Source organism: Lysinibacillus sphaericus, assembly GCF_000600105.1.
Classification (GTDB): domain Bacteria; phylum Bacillota; class Bacilli; order Bacillales_A; family Planococcaceae; genus Lysinibacillus; species Lysinibacillus sphaericus.
Genome location: NZ_CP006837.1, coordinates 579,634 through 603,593, shown reverse-complemented (window position 1 = coordinate 603,593; position 23,960 = coordinate 579,634). Strand labels below are relative to the sequence as shown.

Genomic DNA, 23,960 nt, shown 5'->3' with positions numbered 1-23,960 from the left:
AATCATCTAAATAAAGCTAAAGTCATTGGCCAATGCAATTGAGAGGAGTGAGGTTATGGCTTTGTCTATTTCGCAACTAGCTAAGGAACATCAACCATTTATACTTGCTAAATTAAAAGAAGCTGAGCAGGATTTACATCCGTCCTCTAGCGAAGACGAGGAACTGGTGCGTCGTGCTGTATTTTCTGTACGAAACAAATCCATCGTATTTGAACGTTTTAATGGAGCAAGTTCTATATTATATGCAAGTGTACAGGATGTGAGACCTGCAACTGTAGAAATTGATTTTGCTCATGGGACTCTAAGCTGTAACTGTCCCCAACTAAAATGGTGTCGTCATCAAGTTGGCGCATTACTTGCTCTCTATCAGTATTTTGATTCTGTACAAAACTGGTCAGGTGCATGGCGTGCTCAAAAATCTGTGCAGTTAAAATCATTAGCGGATGAGCGTAGTCCTGAAAGCTGGCAGCTAATGGTCGACGAAGTAATGAAACGTCTGTTACCATCTGGTCGCATTTTAGAAGGCTATGGACTTTCAGCAATCCGTTCTGATGCATTGGAACGACTGCGCAAGCATATGCCATTTGAACGTGAATGGCAGCCACTGTATAAGCTATTTATCGAACTTTCGATTTTTAATGCAATTTGGCGGCATTTAAATAATACGCAAGGTCATTCATTAGACTCACCTTATATGAAATACTTTATCGATCAAAGTGTGCAGTCATTTGAAAGTATATTAACTGAATTAACGAATCGTTCTCGACTTTTTGCAACTGATCCATTTTATAATGCCCTTCAAGAAATTGTCCGTAAATTTTTACTAGAGCGTGAAGGGCTGTTTGCTAGTCGATTACAAATCTATATGCTGCTGTGGGCAGTGCTTTTTTATGAGAAGCCTCGCCGTGAACAGGAGCTAACGCTGATTAACAATCTTGAAGAAGTTTCCCCCGAGATTTCTTTACAGTCATTAAAGCTTCTATTTTACGTGTTATTACAAAAAGAACAGTTATTACAGGAAAGCATTGCGCATATTTCCTTACCACAAATGCAAGATTTGTTTGAGTTAGCCACTTTTGCTAAGCGTGCTGGCGAGTCACATTCACAGGCATTCATTTTACGTGCCATGCTCCCATTTGCTGAAGCTTTTTTACAGGAAACTGTGCCCGTCGTACAGCGAGCTCAATACGTACGGCAATTTCAATTGTTATATGAAGATATACAATTAACAGAAGAAGAAGAAACAACACTTTATAGCGCATTTGGTGTGTATGGACTACAGCCCTATTCGTTTTTCCTTATACGAAAAGAGCGCTATCGCGAATGGGCAGCATTGCATCAATTAAATCTTTCCTCTTTTTCTTATTTAGAAATGTGTGGATTAAAAGATGTTCTACACCTAGCTCCAGCAGTTGTTTTACCTTTGTATCACGTCTATGCAATGGCAGAGATTACGCAAAAATCTCGTATGAATTATAAGCAAGCTGTACGTATTTGGAAAAGTATGCGGAGTGCCGCAAAAAGAGCAGGGAAAGTTGCTTATTTTGAAAATTACATGCAAACAATCCGTGCAGAATATAAACGACTTCGTGCACTTCAGGAAGAAATTGAGAAAGGAAACTTAGTATGATGACATTACATGCTCCCTCTCCGTTTACGAAAAAACAACAGTTACGTATTGAATCAGCTCAAAACGGCAATTATACGATGCGGGGTTTTACTACAAGTGGTGCAGCAATCGATGTTGACACACTGATTTCTTCATTATTTTTTAACTATGAAGCAAATACTTATGGTTTAATGACCAGTCGTACAGACATTTCCATCGATATTTCTAGTGCAGAACTACTCGATATCTTTTCTCCACGCTATCAGCACCCGTTTATTAGTTGGCAAGGGATTGACGCTGACAGTAGTGCATTGATTGAACACGCACAAATGTTACAGCAATATTGGCAAGAGCCTAGCCTTTGGTCGTACGCCGTTATTGCAGATGATTTTTCCTCCTTGTCATTTAATATAGACGGGGTAGATACGGCATTACTGGAAGTAGCTGTGCAGCAAAAACTTGCACACGCTGGGTTATTGGTGTCTGATGTACCGAAACTCCTTCCATTTTTCATTCGCGGAGGATGGCCATTAGAGCAAGACCGTCAAGCTGGCACCGTTACTGTTTCTCTACGTTTAAGTGAGCCTGAGGAAGATTCAGAAGTTTGGCTTTTAGAAACGGTGCTTAGTACAGTGACAACGAAAAATTAATGGACACCGGCTGTTCGAAAAAAATCACTACCGCTAGTCGATGCGCTACCAACAAAGTGGCAACCATTTGCACTAGATATTGAACAACAACAAACGCAGATTGTCGAACTCCTTTCCATTGAAAATTTACAGTCTGATATTTTCATTCATGCTACCCTTGACGATTTGGAGGTTCGCACATTTTTACGTGAAGACCTAGCCCGTTTACAGGCACTTGGTTTTGATGTTGTGCTACCCGCTTGGCTAAAAGATTTAAAGCAATCCAAAATGCGTGTACGTGTTAGCACAGGTAATTTATCAACGAAAAAAGTTGCTGGACTCGATGATATTTTAACGTTTAAATGGCAATTTTCTATGAACGGTGAATCAATTTCTGCTGAGCAGTTTAAAAAGCTTGTCGATGAAAAACGTGAATTTATTCGTATTGGTACGGAATGGTTCCGAGTGGATGCCAACTGGATGCAAGAAATGCGTGCTTTAATGCAACAGGCTGAAGATGAAAGTTGGACTGTTCGTGAACTATTGTTCCGCGAGTTACCTGAAGATCTTTCTCCGCTAGAAGAGGAAGATGCTGATGATGCGTTGCGCGATGATCCAATTTTTGCATTTGAACTCCAGCAATCTTTAAAATCGTATATGGAACAGCTTCAGGAGAAAAAAGGTCTTCCAGCAGTTCCAGTCCCTCTTTCATTAAATGCTAGCTTACGTCCTTATCAGCAAGAAGGGTTTGAATGGCTAGTCTTTATGCGTGAGCAAGGTTTTGGCGCCTGTCTCGCTGATGATATGGGACTCGGCAAAACTGTTCAGCTTATTTCTTACTTGCTGCATATCTATGACACAACGGATGCCAAAGAACCATCCATTATTATTTGCCCAACCTCAGTCCTTGGTAACTGGCAAAAGGAGCTTGACCGTTTTGCTCCATCTTTAACTGTGCATACGCATTATCAAGCAAATCGAATGAAAGAGGATGCATTTGTTCGGTTTATTGAACAAGAAAAACCGCATGTTATTTTATCTACCTATGGAACTGTGTCACAGGATGCTGAATTTTTACAAGCAATTGATTGGGCAACTGTTGTATTAGATGAGGCACAAAATATTAAAAATATGCAGACTTTGCAATCTCGTTCCATTCGCAAATTACATGGTAGTCATCATATTGCTTTAACAGGAACGCCTGTTGAAAATCGATTATCAGAACTTTGGGCGATTTTCGACTTTATTCATAAAGGGTATTTAGGTAGCTTCGGTCGCTTTAATGAACAATTTATTTTGCCTATTGAGCGCGATGAATCCGAACCACATAAACAAAAGCTACGGGCAAAAATTCAACCGTTTTTACTTCGTCGTACAAAGCGAGATCCAAATTTACAGCTTAATTTACCTGATAAGCAAGAGTCCCATGCGTACTGCGCCTTAACGGCAGAGCAAGCTTCACTGTACGAGGGCTATATTTTAGAAACGTTGGATCAGCTAGAACAACTAACGGGCTTCCAGAAAAAAGGACGCGTCTTAAAGATGCTAAGTAAATTGAAGCAATTATGTAATCACCCTGCTCTTTATTTAAAGGAACCTTTTGAGGATGCTGCAACGATGCTGACACGCTCGGTCAAATTAGAGCGTATTGTTCAAATGGCAGCGGAAATCGTCGATAATGGTGAACAGTGTCTTATTTTTACGCAATATATTGGAATGGGCCAATTACTTCAGCATTGTTTCAGTGAAATTTATAATGTCGATGCACCGTTTTTAACGGGCGCCATGCCTAAACAGCAACGTGACCGATTGGTGGAGGCTTTTCAGGCAGGAGAATTCCCTATTTTTATCCTCTCATTAAAGGCTGGAGGAACAGGGTTAAACTTAACAGCTGCAAATCACGTACTACATGCCGATCGTTGGTGGAATCCTGCTGTTGAAAACCAAGCAACAGACCGTGCTTATCGAATTGGGCAAACGCAATTTGTGCAAGTGCATAAGTTTGTCACGATTGGGACGATTGAAGAAAAAATTGATAAGATGCTGGCGCAGAAATCTGCATTATCAGAAGAACTCATTCAATCAAGCCAGTGGTTAACGGAGCTAGATGATGATGAGCTTCGAGATTTGATTTCACTCGATTATAACTTGTCTTAAAGATGCGCCAAGAGCTCTAACGTTCTTGGCGCTCTTTTACTTTGCAACATATTCGTGAACAATGTTTACTTCTTTCTACTTACTTCATATTCTTATTTAGTTGTGTGAAATAATCATTGCTGTGCGGTCTTCAGCAACGATAGATGATAGGATAGTCCACAACACCCCTTTTCAACTAAAATGATTACGGTGCAAAGCATTCTATAGGAGAATGGCGAATTGCGTAAATGTTTGGCTTTGCTCCGTATGTATTGCGATAGTCGGTTATACTACTGGTAATTGCAATTCTTTCTTAGGTAACACAAAATCTTTCATAATCTCCTGCTCGACCGATGACGATGAAGGTAATGTGCTTCCATCATTATCTGGCTGTTTTAGCCTATAGAAGCGAACATCTTCTACAACCACTTCTGTCATATAAATCTTGGTACTGTGCTCATTCGTAAATGATCTAGATTGAATACGGCCATTTATGCCAATTAATGAACCTTTACCGCAAAACTTCACAATATGCTCTGCCAGTTTTCCCCATACTGTGCAAAGAATAAAGTCAGTCTCTACTTCTCCACGACTGTTTTTGTAATTGCGATTTATGGCAAGGGAAAAATGAGATTGGACACGATTTCTAGATAGTTGTCGCAACACAGGATCTTTTGTTAATCTTCCAACCAGTCCGACTTGGTTCATTGATTCACCTCCTTTGTGTTTAATTGCCCTCATCTTACAAGAGGCTATTCACTTTTGGCAAAACTCGATTTTTGTTTTTTAGCTCATTTTTAAATAGGAAAATAATTTTTTTAGCTGTTATTTATTTGTTTGTTAAGTTTTTTTATTGTGTGGAGGTCAGACGGCAGTAAGTGTTACACCCCATTTTTAAAAAGATAAATTTAGCATCTTTTCATATTTTAAGAAGACAGTCTTAGCTGTAATTGATTATGTTATACTAAAAGGAATGACCGACTTAGGAGGATACATAATGAAAACATTTAAAATGCTTTCTTTTGACCTTGTCACTCAAGATGGCATGCAAGCATTTCCTTTAGTCGATGGCATTATTATTAACCAGGAAAACAGCCATCAATCTTGGATTCTTGAATTGTTTATCGATCGGCAATATCGTCCGATTTTTGATGAGTTATTAGCGAATGCTACAGTAGTTGATGTTCGTGCGGTTATTTCATTTCCTGATAATGAACCAGCTCCATTTCGGGTAGTTGTGCATACTGTCCAAGAAATTGGCGAGCATGTTTCTGTGCTTTTAAAAGGGACGTTAAAAATTAAGCGTTCTAAATACGCTGAACAATTACTCGCTGATCTTTTAACAGAAGGTGTTTCACAAATAGAATTACTAGACCGTTTCTCAAAAGGAATGAAAGAGCGGCCAAAACTTAAAAATGATGAATGAGCAGCGATACGTTTAAGGACGTATCGTTTTTTTGTACTGGATAGTTTGAGATTTTTGGATAAAATATGGTGTAAAAAACATAGGGGTGAACGTCAATGAATTTAGTCATACGTGAGAAGCCGTTAAAGTTGTTATGGTATGAGGCTTTACTACGACGCTTATGTGATGGAGATCGAGATGCTACCTATTATAGCGAGCAATTTCGAAGGCTTGATGCTGGCTTTGCTGGTGAAAAACGAGTAGACCGAGAATGGCATGAATTAGTATGTCCAAATACTTTTGCTGTATTGCATAATGTTGTACTTGTCAATGCAGCACAGCATTTTCACCAAGTTGATACACTCTTTATTTGTAAGCATTTTATGTTCGTTGTGGAAATTAAAAATATACACGGTCGTTTGGATTTTGATGCTACGACACATCAATGCACACGCACAAAATCTGATGGCACAGTGGAAGGTTTTGCAAATCCCATTATGCAAATTCAACGTCATATGCAATTCATTAAAATTATATTTAAAAATTATTCTCTCCCCATTGAAGGTGCAGTTATTTTGTCTAATCCGTCAGCTATAATTGCAAATCATCCAAAATCCGTCCCTATTTTTCATGTGCCAGGGCTACAAAGTCATATCCAAACTCTTTTTGAAAAGTATCCAACACCTATTTTAACGAATGAGCAATTAACCCGTTTTGTACAACTAATTAGAGCGCAGCATCAACCACAAGAAATACTCCCTCGTATAGATACTTCGAGATTCCGACATGGCGTACTTTGCCCAAAATGCCGATACAAAAATCAAATGCACTTTTACAGAGGCGGTTGGAAGTGTCTAGCATGTCACTATACAAGCACTGAAATTTTTGCAGAAGCCTTGCAAGATTATCGATTGCTCGTAAGTCGTACAATCACCAATAGTCAATTACGTGCGTTTTTCGGTATTACTTCTAGTGATGCTGCTAATCGTTTATTACGGAAATTTCAATTTCCTAGCACTGGTACTTATAAAAATCGAATCTACTATCTTCCTGATAATTTAATAGAATATATGAAACCGTTTTTTTAATGCTACTTTGGGGGAGAGTGGGGTAGTTGAATGTTTGAAGTTATGTTTATCGGAGGTTTATCTTTGTTTCGCGGGTATTCTCCTTCGTTCCACGGATAAACTTTCTACTTTCGCGGGTATTCTCCTTCGTTCCGCGGGTAAACGTTCTACTTTCGCGGGTATCTCCATGCTTTCCGCGGGTAAACGTTCTACTTTCGCGGGTATTCTCCCTCGTTCCGCGGATAAACGTTCTCTTTCGCGGGTATTCTTCTTCGTTCCGCGGGTAATCAAATCATTCCCACATATACCTTCATTCCATAATCATAAAGAAAAAAGTGATTCCGGTTGAACGGAATCACTTTGTTTTTACGGGTTAGTCATTGTGTTGCGGTCTTCTCTCATAGTGCCGTTGTTTCGTTCAACACCATTTACACCATTGGCATTTGGTACGTTGTCATAGCCATTTGTGCCATTGACATCCGCATTTGAACCTGGTGTTGTTGCTTCTGGCATAACAGTATTTTCTCTTACTGTGCCATCATTTACAGTACCGTCGTTAACAGTACCATTGTTGACGTTACGATCGTAGACATTGTGATTCTTATCTGGATCGACAACATCTTCTACATCGTTAACACCTCGTTTAACGTCGTTTTTCACGTTCTCCATCGGGGTTTCAGCTGCATTATTACCCCAGTTACAACCTCCAAGGAATACTGTAGCAAGGATAATGGCTAAAAAAGACATTTTCCACATATAAAAAACCTCCTTTCTTGAGTACTATGTCATCAAATACAACATGTGCATTTGTGATCCTACATAGATTGCCCGAGAAAGGAGGGAACTATCCGATTTTTTTGTGCAAAAACTATTTTTGTTTCTCTTTCAGTAATTGCTCAATGTATGCAGCTTCTGCTTTACAATTATAGGTATAGTTTGTACCTAATTCTTTTTGTAAAGCTTCGATTGTTTCGACTTGTTTAGCGGTTGGTTCTTCATTTAAAATTTTTGCAATTACTTCATCGATTTTTTGTGCCATCTCTTCATGGAATTCAGTACTCATCAAAACATCGGCTGGGATTTTTTCGATCCAAGCGGCATTTTCCTGAAAATAAGACTGCCAGCTAGCAATGAAGTCTTCCATAGAAAAGCGCTCTTCTTCCCAACCAATACTTGCTAAGTATGATTCAAAAGATGTTGAAATCGAACGCGTAATGCTAATTTTAACACCTGAAGACAATTCCTTATACATCTATATAATCCTCCTACTTTTTAAAAAACCTAAAATTACATGTATTTCAATTCACAATACTATCTATGCCATCGCATTAAAAAACTAAACTAAATTCTGTCAAAAAAAATTGACAATAAGAACACTATTCGACAAGATTATTTTATAACTTTTAGCCTATAATTGCAAATTAAGGCTGTTTTGGTTGTTCAGGCCCTATTGCAAATAAAATATCTGCCTCACAAACTAGCTCGCCATCAACGGTAGCTACAGCATGTCCTTTGCCCATTACACCGCGCAGTTTAACGAATTCTACTTCTAATCGTAGCTGATCTCCCGGTACTACTTGGCGCTTAAAACGAGCGTTATCGATTCCTGTTAAAAATACTAAACGTCCTTGGTACTGTTCTGATTTTAATAAAGCGACGCCACCTACTTGCGCCAATGCCTCTACAATTAAAACACCTGGCATAACAGGATATCCTGGAAAATGTCCATTAAAGAAATCTTCGTTAATCGATACATTTTTGATACCTACTGCACGCTTGCCTACTTCTAATTCCACAATACGGTCTACAAATAAAAATGGATAACGATGTGGTAAAATTTCTTGAATCTGCTCTGCTGTTAACATTTCTTTTCCCCCTCTAAGTATGTATATATACCTTACGTCCAAAAGAGGATGTAGGTTTCAACGTATAATCGCTTTTAAATTTAAAATACTCGATTTTTTATGTGAAACACAAAGTATGGTAAAGAATATTATTATTCTTTACCATTCATAATGTCAAATATATGTTGCCATGTTTCTAATTTAAAGACATCCATTGCTTTTCCTTGACCAATTACACTGTAGCCAACCATTGTACCTAAAATAGCGGCAACAACGATTAAAACAAGAACAAGTACAACTCGTAACCAAATCGGAATCAGCCGTATTTGCACCCATCGAACCTCGCGTTGCTCTCCGTTTGAGCGACGTCCCTTTTCTTCTGGTGGCGTTTCGGTTTCTTGTGTCGGCACAGAACGTCGACGTGAATCGTTTGTCATAGATATTGTACCCCTTCATTTCTTACTCAATAATGCACTTATCTAACACCATTAATAAGCCCTAGCATTTGGTCAGCTAGTGTTACAGCTCTTGCATTAAATTGATAAGCACGTTGCGTTTCGATTAAATCTGTCATTTCCTTCGACAAGCTCACATTCGATAATTCGAGTGCTTCATTTTGCATGCCGATTTGTTGACGATTTGCTCCTTGTAACTCTGTTACAACTTCTGCTTGTGTATATCCTAGCTCTGCTAAGTTATCTGGTAAGCCTACATATGTACCAGAAATATGCTCCATTAGTTGCGGCTTTTGGAATTCCGTTACTGCTAAATCCGTACGAATAACATCACCATTCGGATATGTAGCTTCTAACATGCCTCCATTGCGAACAATAAAACCTTTTGCATTATCAGGTAATGTAATAGGCTGTCCATTTGCATCTGCCACTGGATAACCATCTGTATTGACAAGCATCACCGTTCCATTATTTAAAGGTGATAAATAAAAGTCACCTTGACGAGTATACACTGTTTTTGTGCCATTTTCACCATCTGGCATTAAAATGTTGAAATATTGCTTTGGTTTTGTAAAAGCGAGATCCAAATCGCGATCTGTTGTTTGAAGCGAACCTTGCTTATGATTTGTTTGAATTTGTCCAAGCTGTGCTCCAGAGCCATAACGGATGCCTACTGGTGATTGACGCACAGTTGGGTCCTGTTTATCATTATTAAATTGCTGATACATAAGTTCGTTGAACGTTGCTTGACGTGTTTTATAGCCATGCGTTCCACTGTTAGCAATATTATTACTAATTGTATCTAATTTATTTTGCAATTGCCCCATTGTATTTGTTGCCGTAATCATTGTTCGTAGCATGTGAAAACGCCTCCTGTTCGCTTAATTATATTTTACCGATTTCATTTACAGCCTTTTCCATACTTCGATCATACGCTTGCAACACTTTTTGGTTTGCTTCAAAAGCTCGGTATGCTGTCATTAAATCTGTCATTGTGCGTCCAGAGTCTACGTTTGAGCGCTCTAAAAATTTTTGTCCTAATGTAAACGATACACCATTTGCACCGTAAGCAGTCGGCAAGGCTTCTCCATTTTCTGTACGAATTAAGCCATTATCTTGTTTACGTAGCATGTTCGGATTGGCCGCAAAAGATACACCTACGCGCGCTACTTGCTGGTTATTCACATAAATTCCACCGTCCTGATCAAGACGGAAATCATCATTTGGTAGCTGGATGCGTTGTCCATTATCAGATAACACGTAGAGACCTTGACCATTTACTAAATAGCCTTGACCATCTAATGTGAAATTCCCGTTACGTGTATAGGCTTCTCCACCGTCTGGATGTGCTAAACGGAAGAAAATTGAACCAGAAACACCATCTTCATTTTGAGGTAAGTTTCCATCGATAAGGGCCATATCTGTCGTTAAATCCGTGCTATAGATTTGACCTTGTATGTAATTTGGCAATGTTTCTTGCATATATATCCCTGTATTGAGTGCACCAACTTGACTCATATACTGTGAGCCAGCTTGCTGATTAGCGGGTGCATTTGTTTTTCCTACGCTGGACATTAGCATATCTGGAAACGAACGGATGGTAGATTGATCTGCCTTAAATCCAGGTGTACTTGCATTTGATAAGTTGTTTGTCAGTAATTCTGTTCGTCTTTGTTGTGCTATCATACCTGTTGCTACTGTATAAAACCCTTTAAACAAAGGAATCACCTCATTGTATTTTTATAGTGATGCTGGAACACGATCAATATTTTCTAACATAATGCCAGTGCCAATTGCAACACAATCCATTGGATGTTCAGCAATAAAGACTGGAACTTTTAACTCTTCGATTAACAGTTGGTCCATTCCGTGTAATAATGCGCCACCACCAGTAATAATGACACCTCGGTCAATAATATCTGCTGAAAGCTCAGGCGGTGTTTTTTCTAACACGTTTTTCGCCGATTGTACGATCATGGCTACTGATTCATGTAATGCACGTTCAATTTCCTCTGAATGAATTGTAATTGTACGAGGTAAGCCTGTTACCATATCACGACCGCGAATATCCATTGAGTCGTTACGTCCACCTTTGAAGACTGTGCCAATCGTGATTTTGATTGCTTCGGCTGTACGCTCACCAATTAACAATTTATATTCTTTTTTAATATATTGTAAAATATCATTATCAAAAACGTCGCCCGCAACCTTAATAGACTCACTTGTTACAATGTCACCCATAGAAAGAACTGCGATATCTGTAGTACCACCACCGATATCCACTACCATATTGCCACTTGGTTGGAAAATATCCATCCCAGCTCCGATTGCCGCAACTTTTGGTTCTTCCTCTAAATATACTTTTTTACCACCAGATTTTTCAGCAGCTTCGCGAATCGCTTTTTGCTCTACACTTGTAATATTTGTTGGACAGCAAATCAATATACGTGGCTTTGTTAAAAATCCTTTTAGATTTAATTTATTGATGAAATGTCTAAGCATCGCTTCGGTAACATCAAAGTCTGCAATTACTCCATCGCGTAATGGCCGAATTGCTGTTATATTACCGGGCGTGCGACCCACCATTTGACGAGCTTCTTCACCTACTGCTAATACCTTATTTGTCTTTTTATCTATTGCTACCACAGATGGTTCGTTTAGGACGATTCCTTTGCCTTTAACGTGGATTAATACGTTCGCAGTTCCTAAGTCAATGCCTATATCCTTCGAAAACATTTTTTAAATTCTCCTTCCCGCCAGTTCCAACTACATAACGTTCCTATTGTCTATTTATCTAGAATATTTTATCACACCCCATTGGTAATTTCACCTAAATTTAGTTATTCCGCTTGTTTTCCTTCAATTATATGTACACAAATAGAAATGTACAAAAAAAGAACGAATCATTCTTGACTCGCTCTTTCTTTCCACTTGTTTTTCGTTGCCTCTCCTCCACGAATATGACGTACGGCTTTATGGTAGGCGAGAATTTCTTTCACTTGATCAGCTAATCCTTCATGAATTGTTGGTAATCGCTCAGTTAAATCTTTGTGCACCGTACTTTTAGAGTAACCTGTCATTTTCGCGAGGACACGCACAGTTTCACGCGTCTCAATCAGTAATTCACCGAGGCGTATGCAGCGCTTCCGAATGTGCTCGTGCACGTTCTCGTCCTTTCCACACAATTTCACAAAATGGCTTTGGCATCAGATGCACGTCTGCGCATTTCTTCACCTTATGTGAGGACAAAGCTATTCAGAACACGATTTGCACTTTCTCGTTAAATTGCTGACTTTTTTAAAATCCTAGGAATTTTTTCGGATTAACGTATTTACCGTTTTCTAGCACTTCAAAATGCATGTGAACGCCAGCTGCTTGATTCCACTCATTGTCAGTCGCTTTTCCAAGTGCTTGACCTTGTGCTACTTCATCGCCTTCTTTCACAGCGATATCTTTTACTGAACTATAATGCGTTTGCACACCATTTGCATGCTCTATGACGATTTTATTGCCTGTAAACGCATCTAGCTTTACTTCTAGTACTTTACCAGTTAACGCAGCAACTACTTCGAATTCCTCTCCATTCATAGAAAGGGAAATGCCTGATGAAGTTGTAAATGTTTGATTGAATACCATTAAGGCATTCTCACGTGACTCTTCTTTTGCTTCTACATCATAAAATTCCTGCGAAACTTGTACTTTACTAAGCTCTGCTTCCTTGAATGGATACTTCATTGTTTCTGTTTTTGCATTTGTTTCAACTACTGGACCTGGGTCTACTTGCGCTACATCTGGTAATGGTGCTTCTTCTTTTGTCACGAGACTATTGTAACCAAATAACATACCTGCTAACATTAATGCACCACCCGCGTATACCGCCGGCCAAAACCAAGGTTTTTTCTGCAATTGTCCTTTTTCATTTTGAGAAGTTTTACTATTTTTATCCTCTCTCATTTTCATCACCTCTAGTTGCAGTGTGAACAACTAGAAGCTATTTTAAACATGCATCTATTTTTTTTATCTCAATTTGTTGATAATAATAGTGTAAAATCTCTGAAGCGCTCTTTCCTTCACGTGCCATCGCATCTGCACCGTACTGGCTCATACCAACGCCATGACCATATCCTTTCGTTGCTACCTGAACCTTATCCGTATTCTTATTATATGAAATCTTAAAATCTGTTGATGGTAATTGTAAGAGTGTTCTAACCTCTCTGCCCGACCATCCATTTTTACCTAATTGCAGGCGTTCTACACGCTCTGAATCATTGAGAAACACTTGCATACGATTGAAATCATTCGCCTGCCATTTAACTGGCCACAGCGCATTCCATTCGGTTAACGTCCATTCTTTTATTGTTGCAAACTTTGGAGAAGCTTGATCGGACATACTTGCAACGCTTTGTAAATACGGTAAGTCATTCCCACTGTAACCGTAAGCACTCTCTGTTTTACCATTGCTCGTTGAGTGAAACATCGCCGTAATTAATTCATTATTATATAGAAGAACTTGTCCTTCTGTTTCCATAATGGCTTCGACAATTTTCTTTTCATTTCCCGGGAAATTGCTAGTCCAATTGGCTTTTCTTTGTTCTTGATTGTAGTAGACTTGCCTTGCAACAGTAGGTGCAATGGCTTTTTTACCGTAATTTGTCGTTTTCAGCGCATAGGTTCTGGCAGCAATGGCTTGAGCTTTTAAAGCTTCTTTATTAAAGGACACGGGCATTTCTGCAGCTACTACACCAACTATATACGTTTCTAAAGGAATTTTTTCCTTCTGTCCCTCCACTTCTATGAATATTTCACAGGCGTTTTCCGTCTTTTGTGGGGAGTTGTTAGAATGATCATCGATTCGTCTCTCACTGAATGCTACTGGCATCATATATAATGCACCAATTAAACAAATCACAGCAATTATCATTATCCAATTTTTCATAAGGAATAATATGCGAGTACTACAGAAAATATGAGCGTTCCATGATTACGGGAGTTCGTTTTGCTTTGGTTTGTGAGGGGCATTGTGCTTCGCGGGTATTCTGCATTGTTTCGCGGGTAAATCTCTCTGCTTCGCGGGTATCTCTTCGTTTCGCGGGTAAATCTCTCTGCTTCGCGTAGTATTTCACTTCGTTTCGCGGGTAAACCACTCTATTCCGCGGGTATTTCACTTCATTTCGCGGGTAAATCACTCTGCTCCGTGGGCTTCTCTTCGTTTCGCGGGTAAATCTCTCTGCTTCGCGGGTATTTCACTTTGTTTCGCGGGTAAACCACTCTATTCCGCGTGTATTTCACTTCATTTCGCGGGTAAATCGCTCTGCTCCGTGGGCATCTCTTCGTTTCGCGGGTAAATCTCTCTGCTTCGCGGGTATTTCACTTTGTTTCGCGGGTAAACTTCTCTATTCCGCGAGTATTTCTCTCTGCTCAGCAGGTATCTCTCTTTGCATTAATTAAAAACCTCTTTGCTTATGCTGAGCAAAGAGGTTTTGTTGTTAGTTTGCTGGTAATTCGATTGTTGTTTTTTCTTTCGGTGTAACATCCATTGTTGTTACACGTTCAATATTTGCACCAAGTGATGCTAATTTGCCATGGAAGTCTACGTAACCACGGTCTAAGTGATGGAGTTTTGTCACTCGTGTTATTCCTTCAGACACAAGACCTGCTAAAATTAGGGCTGCCGCTGCTCGTAAATCTGTTGCCATAACCTCAGCTCCCTGTAGGTTTACTGGTCCTTCGATAAACACAGAACGTCCTTCGATTTTAGCACCGGCATTCATGCGACGGAACTCTTCAACGTGCATAAAACGATTTTCAAAGACTGTTTCTGTAATGATACTCGTACCTTCAGCAGTTAACATCAACGCCATCATTTGCGACTGCATATCCGTTGGGAAGCCTGGATGTGGCATTGTTTTAATGTCTACAGCTTTTAATGTTTGCGGTACGTGGACACGTATTCCTTCATCAAGCTCTGTAATTTCTACGCCCATTTCGCGCATTTTTGCGATTAAAGCCGTCATATGTTCAGGCACAGCATTCTCAATCGTTACATCACCCTTTGTAATCGCAGCTGCTACCATAAATGTACCTGCTTCGATACGGTCAGGAATAATATAATGCTCTGCTCCATATAATGTGTCAACACCTTCAATACGAATCGTATTCGTACCTGCGCCGATAACACGGCCACCCATACTATTAATGAAGTTTGCAAGATCTACAATTTCAGGCTCTTTTGCTGCATTTTCAATTACTGTCGTTCCTTTTGCTAAAGATGCAGCCGTCATAATATTTTCTGTTGCACCGACACTTGGGAAATCTAAATATACATTCGCACCTTGTAAACGACCCTCTACCTTCGCTTCCACATACCCGTGCCCAAATGAAATTTTTGCACCCATTGCCTCAAAACCTTTTAAATGTAATTCAATTGGACGTGAACCGATTGCACAGCCACCTGGTAAAGCAACTCGTGCAAAGCCGTTTCGTGCAAGCAAAGAACCCATCACTAAAATGGATGCACGCATTTTACTGACATATTCAAATTGAGCTTCACTTGAAAGTTCTTTTGTTGCGTCTATATATACAGTATTGTCTTCTGGTATATATGTAACATCAGCGTTTAGACTTTTTAGTACTTCATTTATGGTATAAACATCTGCTAAGTTAGGGACTTCTTTAATTACATTTTCTCCTTTTGAAGCAAGTAAAGCTGCCGCCAGGATTGGTAACACTGCATTTTTTGCGCCCTCTACACGAACTTTCCCCTGTAGCTTTTGGCCGCCAGTCACTATAATTTTATCCACCTTACGTCCCTCCGAATTCAATCTCTTAACCTATCGAAAATTTATTTTAAAAAAAGATGTATAATGTCATAATAAGTAAACAAACAACTCTATAGTACAACTTTTCACACGCTCGTTCAAGCGTCCAAATCACTATTTTAAGGCATTTATTGATATTTTGCTATTAATTTATTGTACGCATTATTTTTTTTTTGTGAATGACCAATAACACGGTAAAATATGTAAATCCCTAAGCCCTTTTTTTCAAAAGTTCGTGGATACTATATTTCCGTTTCCATAGCTTATTAAACCTCTTAAGTACATATTTCAAAGGACCACATAAGTGAACTTATGGAGCCCTTCGAAATATGCACATATGAATTACGCATCCGTTACTTTAAAGTTAGTTGTCACTAGCTAACTTTAAAATAAGTAAGGGAGTTTTCCAGACCAACTTGAAACTTGTAGAAAGAAATTAGAGACTGCGGTCCCGATTGCAATGCTCAACAAAATATAAATCAACTGTATTTGAAATACTTTGTTTTTTTTAAACAATTTTTCTAGCATGAAGGCCTGCAAAGCGTAAAAAGTGATAGCAATAAAAAAGAGGTGCGATAGAATGCCCATTAAAGCTTCTTGCCCTACTGCTTCATAAATTCCCACATCGTGTTCCTCCATTTAAAAAACGGGCAGATATTACATCTGCCCGTTAAAAATTGAATTAGATATTACCCTCATGAACGTTGATACGATTCAACGCACGTTTTAATGCTAGGTCAGCACGTTTGAAATCAATGTTATCTTGTTTGCTTTGAATTCGTCCTTCAGCGCGTTTAACGGCTTCTTTAGCACGTTGTACATCGATATTATCAGCAATTTCAGCAGAAGGTGCTAAAATTGAGATCTTTTCTGGACGAACTTCAATGAAACCACCGCTTACAGCAACAATCTCAGTTGAACCATTGTCCTTTTTCAGCTTCACTGCACCAATTGCAAGTGGAGCTACCATTGGAATATGGCCGGCAAGAACACCAATCTCACCTGAAGTTGTTTTCGCGATTACCATTGATACTTCAGAATCGTATACCGGGCCGTCGGGAGTGACAATATTGACTGTAACTGTCTTCATATTTTTTCCTCCTCGTCCCTAGTATTAAACCTCTACGCCCATGCTTTTCGCTTTTTCAACTACTTCTTCAATAGAACCTACTAAACGGAAAGCATCTTCTGGTAGGTGATCGTGTTTACCTTCAAGGATTTCCTTGAATGAACGAACCGTTTCTTTAACAGGAACGTAAGAACCTTTTTGACCAGTGAATTGTTCCGCAACGTGGAAGTTTTGAGATAAGAAGAATTGAATACGACGAGCACGTTCAACTGTTTGTTTATCTTCATCAGATAACTCATCCATACCTAAGATAGCAATGATATCTTGTAATTCACGGTAACGTTGGATTGTACGTTGTACGCCAGTTGCTACTGCGTAGTGCTCAGCGCCTACGATTTCTGGTGATAATGCACGAGAAGTCGAAGCTAATGGGTCAACCGCAGGGTAGATACCCATTTCAGATAATTTACGCTCAAGGTTTGTAGTTGCATCTAAGTGGGCGAAAGTTGTAGCTGGAGCCGGGTCAGTATAGTCATCGGCTGGTACATAGATCGCTTGAATAGAAGTTACAGATCCTTTGTTAGTAGATGTGATACGTTCTTGTAATTTACCCATTTCAGTTGCAAGTGTTGGTTGGTAACCTACCGCAGAAGGCATACGACCTAATAGGGCAGAAACCTCAGAACCTGCTTGTGTGAAACGGAAGATATTGTCGATGAATAAAAGTACGTCTGCACCTTGCTCATCACGGAAGTATTCTGCCATTGTAAGACCAGTTAAAGCTACACGCATACGCGCACCTGGTGGCTCGTTCATTTGACCGAATACCATCGCTGTTTGCTTGATAACGCCTGAATCGCTCATCTCGAAGAATAAGTCGTTCCCTTCACGCGTACGCTCACCTACACCAGCGAATACAGAGATACCTGAGTGCTCTTGTGCGATGTTATTGATTAATTCTTGGATTAATACCGTTTTACCTACACCGGCACCACCGAATAGACCGATTTTACCACCTTTAATGTATGGTGCTAATAAGTCTACTACTTTGATACCTGTTTCAAGGATTTCAACTGAAGTTGAAAGTTGATCGAAAGATGGTGCTTCGCGGTGAATTGAATCACGACGAGCATCAGCTGGAATTTCTTCACCTAAGTCGATTACTTCTCCTAATACGTTGAATACACGACCAAGAGTCACTTCACCAACTGGTACTGAGATAGCTTTTCCTGAGTCTGTTACTTCTGCTCCACGTTGTAAGCCATCAGTAGATGACATTGCAATTGTACGAACAGAATCATCACCTAAATGAAGTGCAACTTCTAATGCAAGAATTGTTGGTTCTTCATTAGGACGTTCAATCTTAACTGTTAATGAGTTATAGATTGCTGGTAATTGGCCATTGTCGAATTTTACGTCAACAACCGGACCCATTACTTGAATAACATGTCCTTTATTCATTACTGTGTACCCTCCTATCGTATTCTTATACGACATTGGTGAGCTGAGCCTATTCTAAGGCTGCAGCCCCACCAACGATTTCTGTAATTTCTTGTGTAATCGCTGCTTGACGTGCACGGTTATATTGCAATGAAAGATCTCCGATAAGATCAGATGCGTTATCAGTTGCATTTTTCATAGCAGTCATACGAGAAGCATGTTCACTTGCTTTTCCATCTAATAATGCGCCGTAAACAAGGCTTTCCGCATATTGTGGAAGTAATACTTCAAGAATTGCCTCACCAGATGGCTCGAATTCATAAGAAGCATTGCTGCTTGCAGGTGCAATATCAGTTAATGGAAGAAGTTTTTTCTCTGTCACTTCGTTAGCGATAGCACTAACAAAGTGATTGTAGTACATATAAAGTTCATCATACGTACCGTCAATGAACATACCAACAGCATTACGAGCGATTTCTTTAATATCAGCGAATGACGGTTGGTCAGGAAGAGCAACTACACTGCTAATAACATTATGATCACGTTTCACAAAGTAATCACGAACAACACGACCTACTGCTAAAATCACGTATTCGTCTTTTGATTTATGACGCTCGTTGATTGTACGTTGTACTTGACGTAGGATACTTGAGTTGTAAGCACCTGCAAGACCACGGTCAGAACCAATGACTAAGTAAGCTGTTCTTTTAACAGGACGAGCAGTTAACATTGGATGTCCACTGTCTTTTGTACCTGATGCGATAGCGCCTACTACGTCTTGAATTTTTTCCATGTAAGGAACGTAAGCTTTAGCGTTTTGCTCTGCACGACGTAACTTTGAAGAAGAAACCATCTGCATCGCTTTCGTAATTTGTTTCGTACTCTTTGTAGAATTAATACGACCTTTTATTTCGCGTAAGTTTACCACTGGTATTTCACCACCTTTTGTTTTTTAATCAAGCGACTATTTTTCTTGCTTATTCTGATTTAGCGAAAGTTTTTTTGAAGTCAGTTAAAGCTGCTACGTATTCCGCATCAGGAGCAAGTTCTTTAGTAGTACGAACATGATCTAAAACGTTTGTGTGGTTTGTATCTAACCAGCTTAAGAATTCACTTTCAAAACGAACGATATCTTGAACTGGAATATCATCTAAGTGACCTTTAGTTAATGCGTAAAGGATTGCAACTTGTTTTTCAACTTTAAGTGGTTTGTTTAGGTCTTGTTTAAGAACTTCAACCGTACGTTTACCACGCTCAAGTTTAGCAAGTGTGATTTTATCTAAATCTGAACCGAATTGAGCGAAAGATTCAAGCTCACGGAATGCAGCTAAGTCAAGACGTAGTGTACCCGCAACTTTTTTCATCGCTTTAATTTGAGCAGATCCACCTACACGTGATACAGAAAGACCGGCGTTAATCGCTGGACGTACACCTGAGTTGAATAAGTCAGATTGTAAGAAAATTTGTCCATCAGTGATTGAGATTACGTTAGTTGGGATGTATGCAGAGATATCCCCAGCTTGTGTCTCAACGAATGGAAGAGCTGTAATTGAACCATTTTGATATGTTTCATTTAACTTCGCAGCACGTTCTAATAAGCGGCTGTGTAAGTAGAAAACGTCACCAGGGTAAGCTTCACGACCTGGAGGACGGCGAAGAAGAAGTGAAAGTTCACGGTAAGCTGATGCTTGTTTAGAAAGATCATCATACACGATTAAAACGTGTTTACCTTGTAACATGAATTCTTCAGCCATAGATACACCAGCGAATGGTGCTAAGAATAATAATGGAGCTGGTTGAGAAGCAGAAGCTGTCACAACGATTGTATAATCTAAAGCGCCATGTTTACGAAGTGTTTCTACTACACCACGTACAGTAGATTCTTTTTGACCAATAGCAACATAGATACAGATCATGTTTTGGTCACCTTGGTTAAGGATTGTATCGATCGCTACAGATGTTTTACCAACTTGGCGGTCACCGATGATTAACTCACGTTGACCACGACCGATTGGTACAAGTGCGTCAATCGCTTTAATACCAGTTTGTAGTGGTTCATGTACTGATTTACGAGCCATTACACCGAAAGCTGGGCTTTCGATTGGACGAGATTTTGTTGTGTTGATTGGACCTTGTCCGTCCACTGGTTGACCTAGTGGATTTACAACACGACCAATTAGTTCTTCACCAACTGGTACTTCCATAATACGACCTGTACGACGAACTTCATCGCCTTCTTTGATGTCTGTGTATGGACCTAAGATTACGATACCAACGTTACCTTCTTCTAGGTTTTGAGCCATACCCATAACACCGTTAGAGAACTCTAAAAGCTCTCCAGCCATGGCGTTGTCGAGGCCATGAGCAAGAGCGATACCGTCACCAATACGGATAACTGTACCAACTTCGCTTACTTTAAGTTCAGATTCATAATTCTCAATCTGTTGTTTAATCAGACTGCTGATTTCTTCAGCCTTGATGCCCATGTATGTCACCTCTCACATTTCTAAATTATTAACCGATTAATTCACGTTTTAGACGCTCTAGCTTGTTCACTACTGAGCTGTCATAAATATGGTTACCGATTTGAACACGAATACCACCTAATAATGATGGATCGATTTCGTTTGTAATGTTTAATGATTGTTTCCCAACAAGTTTGGCGAATGCTGCAGAAATTTTAGCGCTTTCTTCAGCAGAAAGTGCACGAGTTGAGAATACAGTTGCATCTGCAGAACCTTGTGCTTGTGCAGCAAGTTCAGCATACGCATTCGCAATAAGCTTCACTTCGTTTACACGCTTTTTCTCAACAAGTAGTTGAACTGTGTGTAAAACTTCTGGCGTTGCACTTGCAAAGATTTCAGCAACCATTTGTTTCTTGCGTTCGATAGAGAACTTAGGCGCATTTAAAAGTGTTAAAAAATCAGGAGATTCATTTACAACTTTTGTTAACTCGTTTAAGTCTGCCCCAACTTCAGCAAGAATATTTTTTTGTTGCGCAAGTTCAAAAAGAGCTTGAGCGTAACGCTTAGCTACAGTTGAATTACTCATTGAGCTTCCCCTGCCTTCGCAATCGTCTCTTCAATTAGAGCACGGTTGTCTGCCTCAGAAATCTCTTTGCTAAGGACTTTAGATGCTGCAAGTACAGATAATGAAACGACTTCATCACGTACAGCTGCGATCGCTTTTTCTTTTTCAGACTCGATTTCACGTAAAGCCGATTCTTTTAAGCGGTTAGCTTCGTTGCGAGCTGCTGTAAGAATTTCTTCTTTTTGCATTTCGCCTTGCTTCTTAGCACCCTCAACAATCGATTGTGCTTCCGTACGAGCTTCTTTAAGAAGACTTTTTTGTTCTTCTAAAAATTTGTGCGAATCTTTGCGCGCTTTTTCAGCTGCTTCGATTTCACTTGCTACTAATTCTTCACGTTGTTGCATGATGCCCATTAATGGACCCCAAGCGAACTTTTTAAGAAGAAGCATTAATACTAAGAAGATGACTAATGTTGAGACGATATCTCCACCATTGAATCCTCCACCTGCACCAAGTACAAGATTGTCTAAAAACACGATTGTTTCACTCCCTTCAAGAGCTTTAACTTCAACATAATAGTTTGTAATACTTAAAAAACTTACCTATTTTAAAAAGCTATATTTGCACATAGCTTTTATCAGTTCCAAAATGAAGGGCGAAGTTTCATCTGGTGAATCCTGCTTCGCCACTAGTAAAATTCAGTATACAACTGAATTATTTGTTCATTACGATGAATGCTACTACTACTGCGATGATCGGTAAGGCTTCAACTAATGCAACCCCGATGAACATAGTAGTTTGAAGAACGCCACGAGCTTCTGGTTGGCGAGCGATACCTTCAACTGTTTTTGATACGATAAGACCGTTACCAATACCTGCACCAAGTGCACCTAAACCGATTGCGATTGCTGCTGCTAATAAACCTAATGAACCTGTCATTTTTAAATTTCCTCCTTGGAATTGTTTGTTTTTTTGGTTCAAGCATAAAATTTATGCTTTATATTAATGGTCATCGCTCACTTTATGAGCCATGTAAACCATTGTTAACATTGTGAAGATAAAGGCTTGGATAAAGCCGATGAAAATAGAGAAACCTTGCCATGCCATCATAGGAACAATTGCCCCTACGAACCCGATTGGTCCTGATACGGCTAATCCTGCGATTAATGCAAGTAAAATTTCACCTGCATAAATATTACCGTAAAGACGCAGACCTAATGTTAAAGTGTTTGCAAACTCTTCAATGATTTTTAACGGGAACATAAATGACATTGGTTTGAAGAATGTACCAACATAATGGCCTGTACCCTTCATTTTGATACCATAGTATTGCGTTAATACTAAAATCATCGCTGCAAGAGTCATTGTAACCGTTGGGTCAGCTGTTGGCGATTTCCACCAAAGTTGATGGTCATAGATGATAGAGAATGGAAGACCTAATAAGTTAGATACTGCGATAAACATAATAAGTGTGATACCTAGAATGTGGAATCGTCCACCCGTTTTCCAGTCCATGTTGCTTTGAATGATATTCTTTACGAAATCCATAATCCATTCCATAAAGTTTTGCATACCAGTTGGTTTTAACTTTAAGTTTCTAGTTGAAATAACTGCGATTAAAAATACGATAGTAGCTGCAACTAGTAACATCATAACTGTAGATAAGTTAAATGTTAAAAATCCAATGGTTACTAACGGAGCTTCATGATTCATTGTTATTTTTCACCTCTCTTTCTAATAAAGCACATTAGTGGTTCCTTACATGAGATACAATTCTCTCGACAAAGAGAAAAACGTACGGAATCATTAGCCCTATGACCGTGCTAATTAAGTGAAAATAGTTTGGCAACGAAATGGCTATAGCAACTGCCGCTACACCTGATCCAAAACGAAGTGCTGTACCAAGTGAACCTATTTTCTTCCCTTCACTAATGGAACGATCAAACTTCTCCATACGGCGAACTAAAATCCAAAAATTATACGTACCAAAAAATGCACCGATTGCGATGCCCGCAAAAACAGTTTGATAGGACGTAAAGCCCCAGCCTAATGCGCAAAGTGCGAGCAAAAAAAATAACGCTCTCTTCTGCACAGCAAAAATGTGATGCAAATCTAGCATTGGTTTGTAGTCTCCTGAATCATTTTTTCGAGTAAAGAAAACGTTTGCTGACCACTTTGTGAAATCAGAAAAGAGCAGTGAAAAACACTACTCACAGCGGAATAGTAATGGGGACGTCATTTGAAATTACAGGTGTAAATCCCTAATAATGCCTTACACCCCATACTTATTCGGTATAAAACCGAAACGCACAAAACGTTGCAAATCGACAGTGATGGTTTGTACTGTCAATTTAGTAGAAACTTGATATAACAAGTGTTTCAACGTCTATCAACGAATAGAAACCCTTATCATTCTTACCCTTTGTAAGCATACAATAGGTGATATTTGAAGTCAATT

25 protein-coding genes and 1 pseudogene are annotated in these 23,960 nt (G+C 39.3%); 4 read left to right on the top strand and 22 right to left on the bottom strand.

From position 1 onward, the window contains the following. Positions 1-55: 55 nt before the first annotated feature. Positions 56-1,630: a hypothetical protein gene (locus tag T479_RS02820; RefSeq protein ID WP_024362925.1), complete on the top strand. Its 1,575-nt coding sequence runs from the start codon at positions 56-58 to the stop codon at positions 1,628-1,630. After that, positions 1,627-4,395: pseudogene (locus T479_RS02815) on the top strand (DEAD/DEAH box helicase). The gene T479_RS02820 and the pseudogene T479_RS02815 overlap by 4 nt, the downstream one beginning before the upstream one ends. A gap of 264 nt (positions 4,396-4,659) precedes the next feature. On the opposite strand, the gene T479_RS02810 reads toward T479_RS02815, so the two are convergent. Next, a complete protein-coding gene (locus T479_RS02810; protein WP_025218592.1) occupies positions 4,660-5,082 on the bottom strand; it encodes a single-stranded DNA-binding protein in 423 nt (140 codons plus the stop codon). 289 nt (positions 5,083-5,371) lie between these two features. Between T479_RS02810 and T479_RS02805 the strand changes: the two genes are divergently transcribed. Together T479_RS02805 and T479_RS23085 are read left to right on the top strand one after the other, a co-directional pair. Further along, a complete protein-coding gene (locus T479_RS02805; RefSeq protein ID WP_025218591.1) occupies positions 5,372-5,800 on the top strand; it encodes a YwpF family protein in 429 nt (142 codons plus the stop codon). 95 nt (positions 5,801-5,895) lie between these two features. Next, positions 5,896-6,867 carry a nuclease-related domain-containing protein gene (locus tag T479_RS23085; protein ID WP_025218590.1) on the top strand — a complete coding sequence of 324 codons (972 nt, stop codon included), beginning with the start codon at positions 5,896-5,898 and terminating at the stop codon, positions 6,865-6,867. Between the two features lie 345 nt (positions 6,868-7,212). On the opposite strand, the gene T479_RS02795 is transcribed toward T479_RS23085, so the two are convergent. From T479_RS02795 to T479_RS02695, 21 genes are all read right to left on the bottom strand, one after another. Further along, positions 7,213-7,602 carry a hypothetical protein gene (locus tag T479_RS02795; protein WP_024362919.1) on the bottom strand — a complete coding sequence of 130 codons (390 nt, stop codon included), beginning with the start codon at positions 7,600-7,602 and terminating at the stop codon, positions 7,213-7,215. A gap of 112 nt (positions 7,603-7,714) precedes the next feature. Continuing rightward, positions 7,715-8,098 (bottom strand): hypothetical protein, encoded by a 384-nt coding sequence (locus tag T479_RS02790; protein ID WP_025218589.1) that lies wholly within the window; start codon positions 8,096-8,098, stop codon positions 7,715-7,717. A 169-nt stretch (positions 8,099-8,267) separates the two neighbouring features. Next, complete coding sequence (gene fabZ / locus T479_RS02785; RefSeq protein WP_024362917.1) at positions 8,268-8,711, bottom strand: 3-hydroxyacyl-ACP dehydratase FabZ; 444 nt, start codon at positions 8,709-8,711, stop codon at positions 8,268-8,270. Positions 8,712-8,842: 131 nt separating this feature from the next. Further along, positions 8,843-9,127 carry a DNA-directed RNA polymerase subunit beta gene (locus T479_RS02780; protein WP_024362916.1) on the bottom strand — a complete coding sequence of 95 codons (285 nt, stop codon included), beginning with the start codon at positions 9,125-9,127 and terminating at the stop codon, positions 8,843-8,845. A gap of 38 nt (positions 9,128-9,165) precedes the next feature. Then, positions 9,166-10,005, bottom strand: coding sequence for a flagellar hook-basal body protein (locus tag T479_RS02775; RefSeq protein WP_024362915.1), 840 nt, complete (start codon positions 10,003-10,005; stop codon positions 9,166-9,168). Positions 10,006-10,030: 25 nt separating this feature from the next. Next, on the bottom strand, positions 10,031-10,864 hold the full coding sequence (locus T479_RS02770) for a flagellar hook-basal body protein (RefSeq protein ID WP_024362914.1): 834 nt from the start codon (positions 10,862-10,864) through the stop codon (positions 10,031-10,033). A gap of 21 nt (positions 10,865-10,885) precedes the next feature. Further along, entirely contained in the window at positions 10,886-11,881 is a 996-nt protein-coding gene (gene mreB / locus T479_RS02765) for a cell shape-determining protein Mbl (protein WP_024362913.1), read from the bottom strand. A gap of 167 nt (positions 11,882-12,048) precedes the next feature. Next, complete coding sequence (locus T479_RS02760) at positions 12,049-12,309, bottom strand: sporulation transcriptional regulator SpoIIID (protein WP_004269485.1); 261 nt, start codon at positions 12,307-12,309, stop codon at positions 12,049-12,051. A gap of 133 nt (positions 12,310-12,442) precedes the next feature. Further along, entirely contained in the window at positions 12,443-13,099 is a 657-nt protein-coding gene (locus T479_RS02755) for a M23 family metallopeptidase (RefSeq protein ID WP_025218588.1), read from the bottom strand. 37 nt (positions 13,100-13,136) lie between these two features. Beyond that, on the bottom strand, positions 13,137-14,081 hold the full coding sequence (spoIID, locus tag T479_RS02750; RefSeq protein WP_025218587.1) for a stage II sporulation protein D: 945 nt from the start codon (positions 14,079-14,081) through the stop codon (positions 13,137-13,139). Between the two features lie 550 nt (positions 14,082-14,631). After that, positions 14,632-15,945, bottom strand: a complete 1,314-nt coding sequence (gene murA / locus T479_RS02745) for a UDP-N-acetylglucosamine 1-carboxyvinyltransferase (RefSeq protein ID WP_024362909.1) — start codon at positions 15,943-15,945, stop codon at positions 14,632-14,634. A gap of 402 nt (positions 15,946-16,347) precedes the next feature. Further along, entirely contained in the window at positions 16,348-16,587 is a 240-nt protein-coding gene (locus T479_RS02740; protein WP_024362908.1) for a DUF1146 family protein, read from the bottom strand. Positions 16,588-16,645: 58 nt separating this feature from the next. Then, positions 16,646-17,053, bottom strand: coding sequence for a F0F1 ATP synthase subunit epsilon (locus tag T479_RS02735; protein WP_024362907.1), 408 nt, complete (start codon positions 17,051-17,053; stop codon positions 16,646-16,648). A 24-nt stretch (positions 17,054-17,077) separates the two neighbouring features. Then, complete coding sequence (atpD, locus tag T479_RS02730) at positions 17,078-18,493, bottom strand: F0F1 ATP synthase subunit beta (RefSeq protein ID WP_025218586.1); 1,416 nt, start codon at positions 18,491-18,493, stop codon at positions 17,078-17,080. A gap of 49 nt (positions 18,494-18,542) precedes the next feature. Further along, the gene (gene atpG, locus T479_RS02725) at positions 18,543-19,400 is read right to left on the bottom strand and encodes an ATP synthase F1 subunit gamma (protein WP_024362905.1); all 858 of its coding nucleotides are present in this window, start codon (positions 19,398-19,400) and stop codon (positions 18,543-18,545) included. Between the two features lie 49 nt (positions 19,401-19,449). Then, positions 19,450-20,958 (bottom strand): F0F1 ATP synthase subunit alpha, encoded by a 1,509-nt coding sequence (atpA, locus tag T479_RS02720; RefSeq protein ID WP_024362904.1) that lies wholly within the window; start codon positions 20,956-20,958, stop codon positions 19,450-19,452. 28 nt (positions 20,959-20,986) lie between these two features. Continuing rightward, the gene (locus T479_RS02715) at positions 20,987-21,523 is read right to left on the bottom strand and encodes a F0F1 ATP synthase subunit delta (RefSeq protein WP_024362903.1); all 537 of its coding nucleotides are present in this window, start codon (positions 21,521-21,523) and stop codon (positions 20,987-20,989) included. Next, positions 21,520-22,038 (bottom strand): F0F1 ATP synthase subunit B, encoded by a 519-nt coding sequence (atpF, locus tag T479_RS02710; protein ID WP_024362902.1) that lies wholly within the window; start codon positions 22,036-22,038, stop codon positions 21,520-21,522. Before atpF ends, T479_RS02715 begins: the two co-directional genes overlap by 4 nt. Positions 22,039-22,216: 178 nt before the next feature. Further along, positions 22,217-22,441 carry a F0F1 ATP synthase subunit C gene (gene atpE / locus T479_RS02705; protein WP_004269474.1) on the bottom strand — a complete coding sequence of 75 codons (225 nt, stop codon included), beginning with the start codon at positions 22,439-22,441 and terminating at the stop codon, positions 22,217-22,219. Positions 22,442-22,504: 63 nt separating this feature from the next. Then, on the bottom strand, positions 22,505-23,215 hold the full coding sequence (gene atpB / locus T479_RS02700; RefSeq protein ID WP_024362901.1) for a F0F1 ATP synthase subunit A: 711 nt from the start codon (positions 23,213-23,215) through the stop codon (positions 22,505-22,507). Positions 23,216-23,249: 34 nt separating this feature from the next. Further along, complete coding sequence (locus T479_RS02695) at positions 23,250-23,621, bottom strand: ATP synthase subunit I (protein WP_024362900.1); 372 nt, start codon at positions 23,619-23,621, stop codon at positions 23,250-23,252. Positions 23,622-23,960 lie beyond the last annotated feature (339 nt).

Excerpts from the sequence above, each read along its gene's own strand:
- atpB (WP_024362901.1), bottom strand. The coding sequence starts at position 23,215 with ATGAATCATGAAGCTCCGTTAGTAACCATTGGATTTTTAACATTTAAC.
- T479_RS02790 (WP_025218589.1), bottom strand. The coding sequence starts at position 8,098 with ATGTATAAGGAATTGTCTTCAGGTGTTAAAATTAGCATTACGCGTTCG.
- atpA (WP_024362904.1), bottom strand. The coding sequence starts at position 20,958 with ATGGGCATCAAGGCTGAAGAAATCAGCAGTCTGATTAAACAACAGATT.
- T479_RS02735 (WP_024362907.1), bottom strand. The coding sequence starts at position 17,053 with ATGAAGACAGTTACAGTCAATATTGTCACTCCCGACGGCCCGGTATAC.
- atpD (WP_025218586.1), bottom strand. The coding sequence starts at position 18,493 with ATGAATAAAGGACATGTTATTCAAGTAATGGGTCCGGTTGTTGACGTA.
- mreB (WP_024362913.1), bottom strand. The coding sequence starts at position 11,881 with ATGTTTTCGAAGGATATAGGCATTGACTTAGGAACTGCGAACGTATTA.
- T479_RS02695 (WP_024362900.1), bottom strand. The coding sequence starts at position 23,621 with ATGCTAGATTTGCATCACATTTTTGCTGTGCAGAAGAGAGCGTTATTT.
- T479_RS02780 (WP_024362916.1), bottom strand. The coding sequence starts at position 9,127 with ATGACAAACGATTCACGTCGACGTTCTGTGCCGACACAAGAAACCGAA.
- T479_RS23085 (WP_025218590.1), top strand. The coding sequence starts at position 5,896 with ATGAATTTAGTCATACGTGAGAAGCCGTTAAAGTTGTTATGGTATGAG.
- T479_RS02810 (WP_025218592.1), bottom strand. The coding sequence starts at position 5,082 with ATGAACCAAGTCGGACTGGTTGGAAGATTAACAAAAGATCCTGTGTTG.
- fabZ (WP_024362917.1), bottom strand. The coding sequence starts at position 8,711 with ATGTTAACAGCAGAGCAGATTCAAGAAATTTTACCACATCGTTATCCA.
- T479_RS02795 (WP_024362919.1), bottom strand. The coding sequence starts at position 7,602 with ATGTGGAAAATGTCTTTTTTAGCCATTATCCTTGCTACAGTATTCCTT.
- T479_RS02715 (WP_024362903.1), bottom strand. The coding sequence starts at position 21,523 with ATGAGTAATTCAACTGTAGCTAAGCGTTACGCTCAAGCTCTTTTTGAA.
- T479_RS02775 (WP_024362915.1), bottom strand. The coding sequence starts at position 10,005 with ATGCTACGAACAATGATTACGGCAACAAATACAATGGGGCAATTGCAA.
- spoIID (WP_025218587.1), bottom strand. The coding sequence starts at position 14,081 with ATGAAAAATTGGATAATGATAATTGCTGTGATTTGTTTAATTGGTGCA.
- T479_RS02805 (WP_025218591.1), top strand. The coding sequence starts at position 5,372 with ATGAAAACATTTAAAATGCTTTCTTTTGACCTTGTCACTCAAGATGGC.
- T479_RS02820 (WP_024362925.1), top strand. The coding sequence starts at position 56 with ATGGCTTTGTCTATTTCGCAACTAGCTAAGGAACATCAACCATTTATA.
- atpE (WP_004269474.1), bottom strand. The coding sequence starts at position 22,441 with ATGACAGGTTCATTAGGTTTATTAGCAGCAGCAATCGCAATCGGTTTA.
- T479_RS02755 (WP_025218588.1), bottom strand. The coding sequence starts at position 13,099 with ATGAGAGAGGATAAAAATAGTAAAACTTCTCAAAATGAAAAAGGACAA.